The organism is Rugosimonospora acidiphila, assembly GCF_039543385.1.
Taxonomy (GTDB): Bacteria; Actinomycetota; Actinomycetes; order Mycobacteriales; family Micromonosporaceae; genus Rugosimonospora; species Rugosimonospora acidiphila.
The window spans coordinates 25,975-38,810 of record NZ_BAABJQ010000045.1 but is presented as its reverse complement, the minus strand read 5'-3'; the positions used below and the strand labels follow the sequence as shown (position 1 = coordinate 38,810).

Here is a 12,836-nt window from a genome sequence, read left to right as displayed (position 1 = left end):
GGGGCAACCGTCCATGAACCCACGCGTGTCATGGCACGACATGCCGACCGGGCTCCAGGAACGCATCGAAGCCGAAGCTGGCCCATTCATCCGCGCGGAACAAGTCGGCATTGGGCACAACTGCCTGATCGGCATGGTCCTGCACACCACGTCCAGGACCCTGTTCCTCAAGGGAGTACCCGCCGACCACACCCGGGCTGTGTGGACCCAGGCGAACGAGGCCGCGATCAACCGCCATGTTCAACCCGTCACCGCCCCGCTGGCCTTCCACGTCCAGACCGACGGGTGGGACGTCCTGGGATTCCATTACCTCGCTGGCCACCGGCACGCCGACCTCACACCCGGATCCCCGGACCTCCTGTTCGTCAGCACAGCCCTCCACAACCTCGCCACCCTGCCGGCACCTGAGGACGTGCCGCTGCGCACGATCGAGGACCGGTGGGCCGAATACGTCGGCCACGACGCGTCGCTACTGGCCGGGTCGTCGATCGCGCACACCGACGTGCACCGCCACAACATCATGATCGGCGACACCGCGAAACTGATCGACTGGGCGTGGCCCACGCTCGCCGCGCCCTGGGTCGACACCGCCTGCCTCGGCTTGCAACTCATCCACGCCGGCCACCACCCGAAAGGCGCCGAACGCTGGTGCCAGCAACTACCCGCGTACGCGGCAGCCAGCGAGGATGCCGTGTCCACGTTCGTCCGCGCCGTGCACGCGATGTGGCACGAAATCAGTACGGCGGACCCCCAACCCTGGAAGCGGGAAATCGCCGAGGCAAGCGAGCGCTGGGCACAGTACCGAGGGCTCTAGCACAAACCTAATTGTTCTAGACAGCAGTCCGTCACGGCGTGCGCCCGGACAAGCGGGCGGGATGTCAGCCTGCGCGAAGCCGGGACCCGAGCGACATCAGGACGGCGGACACCCTTACCTCCCGCGACTTTCCAGCGCGACAAGACCGACCTCAACGCGACCTGAGGCCAGCCACGGCATTCATGCCGCGCTGACGCCCCAACCCCAATTCGACCCCAGACCGCGGACCCACGCCCAGCGAGGCTGCCGTTCACGCCGGACTCGCCGACATCCAGCAGGCCATCCATGCACATTACCGACCACGGCCCGACCCGTAAACCCGCCACCAGCGCCCGGATCTACGACTCCTACCTCGGCGGCGTCCACAACTTCCCCGCAGACCGGCATACCGCCGACACGATCAGCACCTATCTGCCCCGTGCGGCGAACGCGGCCCGCGCCAACCGGGCGTTCGTCCGCCACGCCGTCCGGGACATCCTGGGCGCCGGCGTGCGCCAATTCCTGGACATCGGCGCCGGCATACCCACCCCCGACCACAACGTGCACGACCTCGCCCGCACCACCGCCCCCGACACCCGCGTCGTCTACGTCGACAGCGACTCGTCCACCGTCGCGGAACTCCTCGAACGACTCAGTGACCCCGAACACGCCGACGCGATCCGCAGCGACCTGCGCACCCCACAGACCATCCTGACCCACCGCACCGTCCGCCGAATGATCGACTTCACCGAACCCGTCGGACTCCTACTCGCCGCGGTACTGCACTACCTACCCGACACCGACCAGGCCCACCACGCCGTCGCTTATCTCACCGAAGCTTTACCCGTCGGCAGCTACGTGGTCATCTCCCATCCAGCCGCGGAAACCTACCCGCCCCAATCACCGCAGTACACCGCCGCTATGCGCACCTACCAGCAGTACACCGGCCACCATCCCACGCCCCGCGACCACGACACCGTGCAGAAGTTCTTCGCCGGCCTGCAACTACTCGATCCTGGCCTGGTCGACGCTCACCACTGGCACACCCCACCCGCCCCACAACCCGCAGAACCGACAGCGGAAAGCGGAGTGTGGGTCGGTGTTGGCGCGAAGACCTGAGAAGCCCGAAACCCGTCTCGGAAGGCCACCACGACCACCCGACAGGCTGACCACCTCGACGCGCCAAAAATCGCGCCGCCGGGAAGTGGGGGGACCGGCCCGGCAAGCGTCGGGTAATCTAAGGCGGCGCGGGCCGCTAGCTCAATGGTAGAGCAGCAGACTTTTAATCTGCGGGTTCAGGGTTCGAGCCCCTGGCGGCCCACCTCTGAGCAGGCTATATAGCTATTGGATGATATATGTTTTGCCCGCTTCGGGCGATATCGGAGGAGCGGCCACCGAGCGCCTAGGGCGTGGCAAGCCGTCGCGCCCCACTTCAGCGCGATAAGGGCCGGTCGCGACCCGCGCCGTTGCTAGAGGCATTCCAGCGCGATCCACTTTTCCACAGGCACGGCCGGCGTTATCCACAGGCTTAGGGTGTGACCTGGACAAGGTGGCGTGCGCGGGGCAGGGTGAGCGATGTCGTCGGCGCGGCCACTCCGAGCCCGACCGGCCACGCCCGTGGGAGGTGGGGTCGAGTTAGCAGCAGCGCCACCGGCGACCGTCTGCCGGCCCATCCTAGGCACTGGGCCGGAATGGACGTCCATGCTTGCGGGCGGACTTCGAGGGGGAATTCGGCCAGCCACTGCACGCCCCAGCTGACTGGATGGGAGTGGGAGGAGGCCGTCGCAGGATCATGTCCAGTCGTGAGGTGTAGCAACAGTGGTTCGGGGTTCCACGACGAGCCGAAGCCAGCGCGTGATCGTGAAACCCCTCCACAGGCCAAGCAAGAACCGGCTCGCGTACTCCACTCTGATCCGGACCTGCGAGTCCGGCTGCGCCTCGAACTCCACCGGACGGCTAAGGGTCGCCGCGACGCCAGCCCGAGCCGTGTGAACCCCGGGACGAACCAAGACGCTGACTCCCTGTCCACGGCGCACTTTAACGGTGGGAACACCGTCGAGCTTGATGAAGTACGCACGTTGCTGGTACCACCGACCACGCCGACGATAGAAAACGACCCACCCGTGAGCAGCCCGCTCTCCGCTCTCATCCCAGCCCGCCACGCCGTCGATGGTTGCAGACCGGTGACGGGACGGGGCTCGCAGGTCCAGAGCTGCCGACTGAAACGCGTTGGTCAATTGGCCGGCATTTTCCGCCACTGGTCGATGGCCGTGTTCGCGGTAATCCTGGCGACGTAGCGCGAAGCATCGGGCTCGCAGTCGTATTCTTGCCGGACGCTGGGGCCCTCAGCCCCGCCTTCCCGGGCCTCGACCCAGAAGTGGCCAGTGGTGTCGTCCTCGTTGAGGAAGACGTCTCGGCGGGCGAGCCGTCCCCATTTGCCGTTCCACCAGTGTTGTCGTCGCCGTTCCACGCTCAACAGGATCGTACAAGCGTTCTAACTGGTCAAGCGGAGGAGGGGTGCGTCACCGGGCGACGATCTGCATGTCCCCAAGCCGGCCGTGGCCGGCCCACCGCGAAGGTCCGGTTTAACCGCGCCACCCCGTCCTCTGATGGGAAGAGTCGCGGGGCGGGCGGCGGCGTGCCCCGCCTTCCCGCCCTGCGGCTGTTGCCGTTCGGCCGTCAGCTGGCGCGGCGTCGGGTGCGGGGTATGAGTGCGGCGGCGGCCTCGGCTTTGGCCCGTTCGGTCTCCAACTCCTGGATGACGGAGGTGTAGGTGTCGGCGGTGATGGAGATGGAGGAGTGGCCGAGGGTCTCCTGGATGTCCTTCATGTCGGCACCGGCGGCCTTGAGGTAGCTTGCGGCGCAGTGTCGCAGGTCATGCAGTCGGATGGGTGGGAGGCCGGCGTCGGCGACGAGGTGTTCGAAGCGTTCGCTGACCAGTTCGGGGTGCCAGGAATGGCCGTCGGGCTTGACGAAGAACAGGCCGGCGCCGGGCCAGTCGGGTCCGCTGACGAGTTGCCAGCGGGCTCGGCGGGCGTGGTGGGCGCGCAGTGCGGTCAGGGTGGATGTGTCGAGGGTGATGGTGCGGTCACCGGCCTCGCTCTTGACCCGTTTCGTAACAGGCGCGTAGCCGAGGGTCGTGATCTGCTGTGAGATCACGGCGATGCCGGTGTCGAGGTCGACGTCTGCGTCGCGCAGCCCGACGGCTTCACCGCGGCGCAGCCCGCGGTGAAGGATCAGCGCGTACAGGGGGTAGAGCATGATGTCGTGCGTTTCGGCGTAGTCGAGGAACTGACCGGCTTGTTGTGGCGTCCAGACCATGACGGGGCTGGGACGCGCCCCGGTGGCCTTCCACGCGGCGACGGCGGCGGCGGTCCAGACTCTGGCCTTCGGGCGTTTCCCGGATGGGAGCTCGACGTGGGCGGCGGGGTTGAACTCGATGAGCCGGTGCGCGCGGATCGCGTCGTTGAGAGCTTTGCGCAGGGTGGCGCGGATGCGGTGCATCGTCGCCCCAGATACGAGCCGGGCGCCTTTGACGCTGTCCCGGATCTGTTTGTCGTCGCTTTGGCGGGCCAGTTCGACCTCGGTGGTGCGCTCGGCGATGGCGTCGAACATGTCCTGCACGTGTCCGATCCTGAGTTGGTCGATCGGAACATGCCCGAGGTGCGGGACGAGGTAGTTGCGAATGTGACCTTCGTAGAGCCGCAGCGTGGTGGTCTCGATCTTGCGGCTGCGGTGCCACTGCCAGAGGTAGTCGGCCAGTGGCATCGCCCTGCTGGCGGACACGCCGGCGCGGACGCGGCGGGCGACGAGGTCCCGGTCGGGTAGGGGTTGGCCGCGTTTGAGGGCGGCGAGCAGGTCGGCGATCTGGACTTCGACGCTGTGCTCGCCAGCGGCCAGGGCCAGCAGTGATCGGGCGGTGCCGAGGTCGTTGGCCGCGTCGTCGCGGGTGTCGAAGCTGGAGCGGCGCAGTTGACGGCGGCCGCCGTCGGCCTTTTGCGGGAGTTCGATCTGGTAGGCCCACCGGCCGTGAGTGGGGCTCCATCCGCCGCCGGGGCGGTGTAGCTTCGGGCACTTGCCGCGTAGTTTGCGGCCCAGCTCGTTGTGGCACGAACAGATTTTGAAGATGGATCCTTCCGCCACGAAACGGGTCTCCTTGGTCTAGGTGGTATCGGGTGCGGCCATGTCGGGCCTGCTGTTTTCGTGGGGTCGATCGACGCGTGACTCGCCCGCGTCGATCAAGTCGCCGGTCGGACTGGTGGGCAGGTGCAGGGCGGCCAGGATCGCCGCGACGGGGATGCGGTAGCGACTGCCGAACCGCAGCACCGGCACGGGGAATTGGTCTGTCTTGATCAGGTCGTACGCGACCGAGCGGGACAGGCCGAAGATCGCTGCGGCGATCGGCACGGTGGTGACGGTGCCGAGCGCCTGGATCCGTTCGGCGGTCCACGACGCGGTGCGCGAGGATGGGATGGGTGGCGAGGCTGGGTTGGACGGGTACGGCGGGGCGGTGGTCATCGTGTCGCGCCTTCCTCGGGTTCACGGCGGTGCGGTGGTCAGCGGGTCTGTGGGCACGGTGGCGGGTTGGCGTTGACTTCGGCGAGCCAGCGCAGCAGGTGGGGGAGGTTGCGGGTAGGGCCGTAGGCCAGGTAGGTGCCGTAGACGGAATCGCAGCCGACTGCGGCGGGGCGCAGCCGGCGCAGGCTGTTGACTCGGCTTCTGGGAGCAGTAGCCGCGTCCACCGACCTTCGTGTTGCGGATGTGCCATCACTGATCTGCACGGTCAGTAGAAGATCGGGCCGCGGCCCTCGGCACGTTGGTGACGGTGCCGAGGGCACGGATTCCCTCGACGACGAGGCCGTATCGGGCGGTCAGCCTCTCGCCACGACGGTGGTGACGGAATCAGTGGAGGCGTTTAGTGGCAGCGGGTTCGGTGCCTGCTTCGTGGTGGGTGGTTGCACCGCCGCCGCTGGCCTGACCCTGCTGGCCCGCGACTGGGTCCACCACGGCGCCGGCCGGCCCGAGGTGCTGGCCTGCATCGCGACCGGCGCCCTGACCAGCGCCGCCCTCGCCGGCTCACGCGTCGCCCTGGCCTCCGCCACCGCGTTCCTGCTTTCCGAACTGGCCGACCTAATCGTCTACCAGCGGCTGCGGCGCAGGGGCTGGATTTGGCCCGGCGGGAATGGGTGTGTCGGCGAGCCGCTTCCGCACCCCGGCCCCCAGGCTCAAGATTCTCGGCGTGGAATCGGTCACGCGACCGCCTCGCCCCCGCCTGCGATGTGGGGTTGAGCCTTGATGAACACGAGGACGTCCTCGTGGGTGATCAGGTGCATCGGGGTGCCGGCGGCGCGGGCCCTACGGACCTGCTGCAGTTGGAAGAAGGACGGTCGGGCCACGAGTCCGCCGTCGCGGACCGCGGCCAGTAGCGCCACGCAGCGGTCTACCGGTGTCAGGCCGGCCCGTAGCCCGGCGCGGATGACCGCGGATGGGAGGTCGACCAGCTCACCGTGCTTGCGCCATGGGCGGGCGGTGACCACGACCACGCCGCCGGGGCGCAGCAGCGTCGCGCAGCCGGTGAGGATCTGGGCGAATCCGTCGGTCAGGCCGGTGAGGTCCCGGTAGGCGAGGTTGCCCTTGTCGGTGCCGTCGTTGTAGGTGTTGTCGAACTTCGCGACTCCGTCGCTGCCGGGTCGGACCAGGCCGTGCACGGTTGGCCCGTACGGCGGGGACGTGACGACCAGCGCGGCTTGGCCGGCCAGGGCGGCGGGCACCAGTGACAGGATGCTGGTGGCGTCGCCGCGGATCACGGCGGCGCGACCGGTCGCTCCTTGGGCGTGGGCGTGGGCGACGTTGGCGTCGGCGATGTCCGACCAGCGGGACTCGTACTCCACCCCGAGTGCGTCGCGACCGAGGTGGACGGCCTCGACCAGGGTAGTGCCGATTCCGCACATGGGGTCCAGCACCAGGTCCCCGGGTTGGGTGTAGGCGGTGATGGCGTGCGCGGCGATTGCCGGGAGCATGCGCGCCGGGTGCTGCACGGACTCGCGTACGTAGCGTCCCTTGCGTTGGACCGGGCCGGTCGCCTGAGCGGTCGCCCACACCGACAGGACTTGGGGACCGGGGACACCGGGTAAGTGTCCCACCGGGAGATCGAAGCTCCCGTCGCGCGGCGGGTCGTCGGGTTGGTCCGCCGCGGCGGTGGTGCGGCGCTTAGCCACGGCGACCACCACTCTTGGGGTCGGACCGGCGGGGCGGCACCGCACGCTGTGCCTGGCTGAAGACCAGCAGGTCCGCGTGTACCCGCAGGTGCGCCAGCTGCCACTGGTCGGCGGTGGTGCGGGCGAGGGCGAGCAGTTCCTCGTCGGTGACGTGGTAGACGAACGCGTCGGCGTCGGTGTCGGCGGTGACGGCGACGATGTGCTGCAGGTAGCCCAGCCCGACGCCGGCCGCGGCGTGGACCACGTCGGAGAAGTCCTGCGGGGTGGCGGTGGCGGGGCTGGTGACAACGAGGATTAAGCAGCCGCCGGGGCGCAGCAGCGCGGCGCAGGTGGTCAGCAGCCACGCCAGCCGAACCCGGTTGGTCGCGGTGCCCTCGTGCAGCGGCCAGCCCGCGACGACGAGGCTGGTTGCCCGCTGCAGCGATTCGCCCTCGGGCGCCTCGGCGTTCGGGCCGCCCGAGGGTGGCAGGTCCGGGTCGGTGAGGTCGTCGCCGAACCAGGCGCGCAATTCCGGCGGGTCGTCCCCGTCGTTGACGCTGTCGCTGGTAGCCGGGTCGGTGCGTGCGGGTGGGGTGGCGGGGCCGATGATGAGGCTGGAGGCGTCGGTGAACCACGCGGGGTGATGCTGGCGGGGACCGGCCGCGCAAGAGGGCGTGAGGGCGTGGTCGCGGGTGAGGTCGACGACGGCTTCGCCGGGGCGGCTGTACGCGGCGATCAGGCGCGCCGCGAGCCGGGCGCCGATGCTGCGGCCAGGGTCGGCCGGGGTGCGGGCGGTGCGCCAGACCGTGAGGGGTACCGGCGGATCGCCGGCGACCAGGTCGGTCTGGGTCGGGTCCCCACCGGCGCTGTCGCTGGTGTCGTCGTTGTCGGGAGTGCTGTGCTGCGGCGTGTATTCGGCCATGTGGTGTCGGCTCCGCGCCGCGCCGTGGTGCGCTGACATTCTCAAACCGGGTTCTGTCGGCCGTGGCGAACACCTGCCGACCTCACACCGCGCTGACAGCGGCACCGCCTGTCCACACAGTCCCGGTTCCAGACGCTTGAACACGAGTGGCCCGTTTCGGTGTCGGCTGGAGCGGGGTCAGCGTGGTGCGGCCGTCGCGGCACTGGACCGCCGTTCGCTGTCGGACACGCGATGTCACACGCGCGAACACGGCGACGGTCCTCGTCAATGACATCAGCCATGTCACGCCGGGTCGGGGGATCGGGCCGTGACATCCCGGCCGGCATCCATGACTGGTCGTGGTGATCTGCCGGTGCCAGTGGCGTGTTATCTCGGTGTCCACGCCTGCCGATCTGCGCTGTCAGTAATCCGTGAGCCAGCCGTGGCGCAATTCCGGTCGTGCGCGCCGGCCATGCCACGCCGGCGTGTCATCGACATTTCGCCTCTGACATGGGAGTTCGTGAGATGACCGCGAAGGACTGGCCCGACTCGCCCCTGGACGCCGTGGACGCCGCGTTCGCTGCGCTGACCAACGGCCCGCAGCCGCTGTCGCTCAACCTCGACCAGGTGCTCGACGCCGTCGGTGATGACGACGGCCTACCCGGTGGTGTCATCGCCTTGCCGGCGCTGCGGCAGTGGCTGCTGGCACACCCCCGCGCCTACTCCGTGCGGGACGCCGTGTGGCGGGAGCTGATCCGCCGGGCCCGCCTGGACGGGCCCGGCTGGGTCATCGCCGCCACGGCGATGGCCATGCCGGCGCTGCGCCGGTACGCCGGACAGCTGCGCGCCGGCTGGGCCTGCGATCCACACGACCTGGACGCAGAAATCCTCACTGGCTTCCTGGCCGCGCTACGCGACCGGGTCGATCTGGCCCGGCCCGCACCGTACGCGGCGATATGCAGGGCCGCGTGGCGCGCCGGCTTCGAGCTGCGCCAGCGCGACGGCGCCGAAGCCATCCCGGTGGACAACCTCGAACACGTCACCGGCCCCCGCACCCCGAAGCGGCCCTACGGGCACCCGGACCTGCTGGTCCGCCGAGCCGTGGAACTGGGCATCATCGACCCCAGCGACGAGCAGCCCTACATCGACCTGCGGCTGGGCCGCCGCGCGATCGAACCCATCGCCGCCCGCCTCGGCATCGAGATCGACACGCTGCGGCGGCGGATCGAGCGCATCGACACCCGCATCGCCGACGCCCTCGCCGACGGGCTGCTCACCGAGGTCACCTCGCCCCGCCTGCAGGAGGACCTCGCCCGGGCGGCCCAGCGCCGCGAACGCATCCGCGCCAGCCGACGCGGCCCTGCCCGCGCCGTGCAGATGCCGCGGAGCGAACTCGCGGCCGCCTGACCGCAGCGCCCGGACGCCGCAGTACGGCGACGCGGGTCCGACCACGGGTCGGGCCCGCGTTCGTCTGCGGCCCCGTCACCGCGATGTGCCGCCCGCCGCCGCGGCGCCCGCACCATGGCCGACCCCAACGTTCGCAGGGTTGGTTGAGGTGCTGGGGTTAGGGTGCGGTGTCGAGGGCGCGGCGGTTGATGACGCTCGGGAGGCATCAGGTGGGTGAGCGAGCGACGGCTGAACGTCTCTTGCTGGTGTCACGGATCGGCCAGTGGTTCCATCTGCGCCGGCCCGTACTCGTCGACCGGGGACAGTCGTACTGGATTGATCGTCAGACCGATGAGCTTTGCGTGGACCGAGGCGATGGCCAGGTAACGCGGCACGCTGGGTGGATGTGTCGGTAACGAGTCGGCGGTGCCGGCCGGTGTCACCCAACCTGGCCAACGTTCGGGGCCAGGTCGCCGGGCCGTGCAGCGGCACAGGGATCTCACCAGAGAGGTACTGAGTCTTTGCCCTGCGTGGGAAGCTGGTCTTATGGACTCCGCCCGCGCGGGGCGACGGCCTCGTCTCACGTCGCCTCAGCTGCTGATCGCTGCCGGTGTAGCGCTCGCCGTGCTCGCTGTAGCGGTGACTAGCTACCCGCGGCTGGTCGCCTCCGGTGCGAACGGCCGGGTTATCGAAACAGTGGGCATCGCAGGTTACATCGGTTTAGCCGGAATCGTACTCCTGCCACTCGCGGCGATCGTTCGGCGGCTTGTCCGATAGGCGTCCGAACCGTCTCCCGGCCAGCGCCGTCGATCTGGCAGCTGTCAGATACCGGCAGCGACCGCCCTCACCATCACCCAGCCCCCGGTGACGACCGTGAGTGCCTGTTGACCCGCGCTGTCAGGAATCCCGAGGCGGTGTGAGAGTTTGCGAGACGGGCAGGTGTTCGCCACCGCTCACCGACGCCGGTTTGAGGATGCGGAACTCCTCCCTCGCCGAATCGGGTGGATGGATCCGCCTGCCGCCGGGCCGGGACAATGGCCGCGAAGGGGCCGGGCGCCTCGGGTGCCGCGCCACGTTGATGCGCTGACACTCATCGATCACCGCTAACCCGAACGGGAGGACGAGCTCCTCCCGAGGTTTGCCGCCGGTCTCGTCGTATGCCTGCCTTCCGTGCCCGGCGGTGGCCGCTAACCGTCGTATCCGACAATTCGCTCCGCCGCGCGTGTAGCGCGAGCGGGGCGGGAGGTGAACCATCCATGTCCCGCGCTGCGCGGGCACGTCTGCGTGCCCTGAACACCGCATTGTGCACGTCGCTGGCGGCCCGTCGGGTCGCCCGCGCCGTGGCGTACGCCGTGCCGGCTGTGCTGGCACTGGCCGTGCCCAGTGTCGCCTATGCCGATACCGGCGAGGCGGTCGTCGTGGCCGCCAACGATCTGCCCACGGTCGTCGCCAACCTGCAGGCGTGGGTAATGGGGATCCTCGCCGCGGTGGCGACCCTGTTCCTGGTTCTCGGGGGCGTCTTCCGGGTCACCGCCGGCGGTGACCCGTCCCAGGTGGACCGGGCCAACGGGTACTTCAAGAACGCGCTGATCGGCTACGGCCTGGCGGTGCTCGCCCCGATCCTGCTGGAAGTCGTCAAGGGCATCGTCGGGGGGTGACGAGTGATGCTCGATTGGTTCGATCCCGCGCATTGGTTCGACGCGATGATGAACTGGGCGTCGCAGAGCATCCTGACGGTCTTCGACGCGATCTTCGCGCTGATCGCCCAGACCATGCTGATCAGCCCGGACGTGACCGAACTGCCGCAGGTGCGGGCGCTGACCGCGAAATCAACCGTGGTGGTCGACACCGTGTTCGTGCTGGCCTTCGTCGCCGCCGGAGCCCTCACCATGGTCGCCGGTGGCAGCGAACGCTCCCGGTACACAGTCAAAGACCTGGTACCTCGCCTGGTGGTCGGGTTCATCGCCGCGCACTTCTCGCAGGTGTTGGCCCGCCAGGCCATCGGCGTGGCCAACGGACTGACCGGTGCGCTGAGTTCCGGGGACACCGACAAGGTCGGGGCGCTGACGGCGATCAGGGGACAGGTCGACGACGCCGCGGGCGGATCGGTGACGCCGATGCTGTTCGCGGTCCTCGTGGTGATCATCGCCGCGCTCGTCGCGTCCACGGTGCTGGGGATGCTGACCCGCTTCGCCGTGCTGCTGGTCCTGGCCTCGGTGGCGCCGCTGGCCCTGGGCTGTCACGCGCTGCCGCAGACCGAATCGGTCGCCCGCGTCTGGTGGCGGTCCTTCTGTGGCTGCCTGATCACCCCGGTCCTGCAGGCATTCACTCTGCAGGCCGGGCAGTGGATGTTGGAAGACCCCGCACATGTCCTGCCCGTGCTCGGCTTACCCAACGACCCGACCGGGTTGCTGAACCTGTTCATCATCATCGTGTTGCTGTTGACCACGGTGAAGATCCCCGGGCTGGTCCGCCGTTACGTCACCCAGGGCGCACGCGGCACCAACCCGCTCGGCGCGATGGTGCGGGTCATCATCGTTCAGCAGCTCACCCGTGGTTTCGGGCGTGCGGCGCAGGCGGTAGCGGCGGTGGCGCGATGACACCGGAAAGTCGTCACGGGGAGCCGCGGATACGGGCGCGGATGCCCGCCGACGTCGACGCCCCGGACAAGGTGCTCTACGGGCTGACGTTCCGGCAGTTGGCGATCCTCGCTGTGGCGGGCGTGGCGTTCTACGGCGCCTGGCACGCCCTGCACACGGTGGTACCCGTACCGGTGCTGGTCGGCGCCGCGATGCTCGCCGGCGGGCTGGTGTTCGCCGTGGCCGTGGGGCGCCGCGACGGCGTGCCGCTGGACCGCTGGTTACTGTTCGCGGTCCGGCACGCCCGGGCACCGCAGGCGCTGACGACTACGGACACCACCGCCGTCCTCCCGGACTGGGTCCAGGCACCGTCGGCGGTGACGCTGCCGGCGCCACTCGCGCTGCCCGCCGACGCGATCGCCGCCGACGGGCAGATCACGCTGGCCGGCAGCCGGGCGGCGGTGGTCGCCGCGACCAGCGTGAACCTGGCGCTGCGGACCGCGGACGAGCAGGCCGCGCTGGTCGACACGTTCGGCCGGTGGCTCAACAGCCTGTCCACCCCGACGCAGATCGTGGTGTCCGCGCAGCCGGTCGACCTGCACTCCCACGCCCGTGGCCTGGCCCACACCGCGGACCGGCTGCCGCATCCGGCCCTGGCGGCGGCGTGCACGGACCACGCCGGGTTCCTCGACGAGCTCGCGCAGCGCCGGGACCCGCTGCGCCGGCAGGTCCTCATCGTCACCCGGACCGGTCCCGGTGAGCGCGGCGAGCACGTCGCCCGCCGACGGGCCGAGAACATCGCCCGGTCGCTGTCCGGGCTGGGGGTGAGTACCCGCGCGCTGGACGCCCCCGCGGTCACCGCGGCGATCGCCGCCGCCGCGGACCCCTACCGGGCCGCCCGCCCCGGTGGGCTGGCCGCCCCCGACACCGTCATCACCGGTTCCGTTACCCACCCCAGCGCCCCGGGAAGGAAGCCCTGA

General features: G+C 69.6%; 14 protein-coding genes and 1 tRNA gene. 8 read left to right on the top strand and 7 right to left on the bottom strand.

Features of this window, described 5'->3' with window-relative positions:
• Window positions 1-13 precede the first annotated feature (13 nt).
• From ABEA87_RS39535 to ABEA87_RS39525, 3 genes are all read left to right on the top strand, one after another.
• A complete protein-coding gene (locus tag ABEA87_RS39535; protein ID WP_345638679.1) occupies window positions 14-814 on the top strand; it encodes a hypothetical protein in 801 nt (266 codons plus the stop codon).
• A gap of 285 nt (window positions 815-1,099) precedes the next feature.
• The gene (locus tag ABEA87_RS39530) at window positions 1,100-1,912 is read left to right on the top strand and encodes an SAM-dependent methyltransferase (RefSeq protein ID WP_345638677.1); all 813 of its coding nucleotides are present in this window, start codon (window positions 1,100-1,102) and stop codon (window positions 1,910-1,912) included.
• Between the two features lie 130 nt (window positions 1,913-2,042).
• Window positions 2,043-2,114, top strand: a tRNA-Lys gene (locus ABEA87_RS39525).
• 912 nt (window positions 2,115-3,026) lie between these two features.
• Here the strand turns inward: ABEA87_RS39525 and ABEA87_RS39520 are convergent.
• The 4 genes from ABEA87_RS39520 to ABEA87_RS39505 all read right to left on the bottom strand — a co-directional run bounded on the left by ABEA87_RS39520 (window position 3,027) and on the right by ABEA87_RS39505 (window position 5,535).
• Window positions 3,027-3,263, bottom strand: a complete 237-nt coding sequence (locus tag ABEA87_RS39520) for a hypothetical protein (RefSeq protein WP_345638705.1) — start codon at window positions 3,261-3,263, stop codon at window positions 3,027-3,029.
• 209 nt (window positions 3,264-3,472) lie between these two features.
• Window positions 3,473-4,936, bottom strand: a complete 1,464-nt coding sequence (locus ABEA87_RS39515; RefSeq protein ID WP_345638675.1) for a site-specific integrase — start codon at window positions 4,934-4,936, stop codon at window positions 3,473-3,475.
• Between the two features lie 18 nt (window positions 4,937-4,954).
• The gene (locus ABEA87_RS39510) at window positions 4,955-5,311 is read right to left on the bottom strand and encodes a helix-turn-helix transcriptional regulator (protein WP_345638673.1); all 357 of its coding nucleotides are present in this window, start codon (window positions 5,309-5,311) and stop codon (window positions 4,955-4,957) included.
• Between the two features lie 38 nt (window positions 5,312-5,349).
• Window positions 5,350-5,535: a hypothetical protein gene (locus ABEA87_RS39505; protein WP_345638671.1), complete on the bottom strand. Its 186-nt coding sequence runs from the start codon at window positions 5,533-5,535 to the stop codon at window positions 5,350-5,352.
• A 163-nt stretch (window positions 5,536-5,698) separates the two neighbouring features.
• On the opposite strand from ABEA87_RS39505, the gene ABEA87_RS39500 reads away from it, so the two are divergent.
• A complete protein-coding gene (locus ABEA87_RS39500) occupies window positions 5,699-6,082 on the top strand; it encodes a hypothetical protein (RefSeq protein ID WP_345638669.1) in 384 nt (127 codons plus the stop codon).
• On the opposite strand, the gene ABEA87_RS39495 is transcribed toward ABEA87_RS39500, so the two are convergent.
• Window positions 6,043-6,936, bottom strand: a complete 894-nt coding sequence (locus ABEA87_RS39495) for a TRM11 family SAM-dependent methyltransferase (RefSeq protein ID WP_345638667.1) — start codon at window positions 6,934-6,936, stop codon at window positions 6,043-6,045. The two genes, ABEA87_RS39500 and ABEA87_RS39495, sit on opposite strands and share 40 nt — an antisense overlap.
• Window positions 6,937-7,003: 67 nt before the next feature.
• Window positions 7,004-7,912 carry a hypothetical protein gene (locus ABEA87_RS39490; protein ID WP_345638665.1) on the bottom strand — a complete coding sequence of 303 codons (909 nt, stop codon included), beginning with the start codon at window positions 7,910-7,912 and terminating at the stop codon, window positions 7,004-7,006.
• Between the two features lie 504 nt (window positions 7,913-8,416).
• Here ABEA87_RS39490 and ABEA87_RS39485 point away from each other — a divergent pair.
• Entirely contained in the window at window positions 8,417-9,298 is an 882-nt protein-coding gene (locus ABEA87_RS39485; protein ID WP_425571037.1) for a hypothetical protein, read from the top strand.
• Window positions 9,299-9,546: 248 nt separating this feature from the next.
• Here ABEA87_RS39485 and ABEA87_RS39480 read toward each other — a convergent pair whose 3' ends face one another.
• Window positions 9,547-9,672 (bottom strand): hypothetical protein, encoded by a 126-nt coding sequence (locus ABEA87_RS39480; protein WP_345638662.1) that lies wholly within the window; start codon window positions 9,670-9,672, stop codon window positions 9,547-9,549.
• 861 nt (window positions 9,673-10,533) lie between these two features.
• Here ABEA87_RS39480 and ABEA87_RS39475 point away from each other — a divergent pair.
• From ABEA87_RS39475 to ABEA87_RS39465, 3 genes are read left to right on the top strand one after another with little or no spacing between them, the layout of a single operon-like run.
• Window positions 10,534-10,935, top strand: a complete 402-nt coding sequence (locus ABEA87_RS39475) for a pilin (RefSeq protein WP_345638660.1) — start codon at window positions 10,534-10,536, stop codon at window positions 10,933-10,935.
• Between the two features lie 6 nt (window positions 10,936-10,941).
• On the top strand, window positions 10,942-11,877 hold the full coding sequence (locus ABEA87_RS39470) for a hypothetical protein (protein ID WP_345638658.1): 936 nt from the start codon (window positions 10,942-10,944) through the stop codon (window positions 11,875-11,877).
• A 41-nt stretch (window positions 11,878-11,918) separates the two neighbouring features.
• Window positions 11,919-12,836 (top strand): PrgI family protein, encoded by a 918-nt coding sequence (locus tag ABEA87_RS39465; RefSeq protein WP_345638656.1) that lies wholly within the window; start codon window positions 11,919-11,921, stop codon window positions 12,834-12,836.

Bases quoted from the DNA above. Each gene is read 5' to 3' on its own strand.
- ABEA87_RS39535 (WP_345638679.1), top strand. From the start codon at position 14: ATGAACCCACGCGTGTCATGGCACGACATGCCGACCGGGCTCCAGGAA.
- ABEA87_RS39530 (WP_345638677.1), top strand. From the start codon at position 1,100: ATGCACATTACCGACCACGGCCCGACCCGTAAACCCGCCACCAGCGCC.
- ABEA87_RS39510 (WP_345638673.1), bottom strand. From the start codon at position 5,311: ATGACCACCGCCCCGCCGTACCCGTCCAACCCAGCCTCGCCACCCATC.
- ABEA87_RS39490 (WP_345638665.1), bottom strand. From the start codon at position 7,912: ATGGCCGAATACACGCCGCAGCACAGCACTCCCGACAACGACGACACC.
- ABEA87_RS39485 (WP_425571037.1), top strand. From the start codon at position 8,417: ATGACCGCGAAGGACTGGCCCGACTCGCCCCTGGACGCCGTGGACGCC.
- ABEA87_RS39475 (WP_345638660.1), top strand. From the start codon at position 10,534: ATGTCCCGCGCTGCGCGGGCACGTCTGCGTGCCCTGAACACCGCATTG.
- ABEA87_RS39470 (WP_345638658.1), top strand. From the start codon at position 10,942: ATGCTCGATTGGTTCGATCCCGCGCATTGGTTCGACGCGATGATGAAC.
- ABEA87_RS39465 (WP_345638656.1), top strand. From the start codon at position 11,919: ATGCCCGCCGACGTCGACGCCCCGGACAAGGTGCTCTACGGGCTGACG.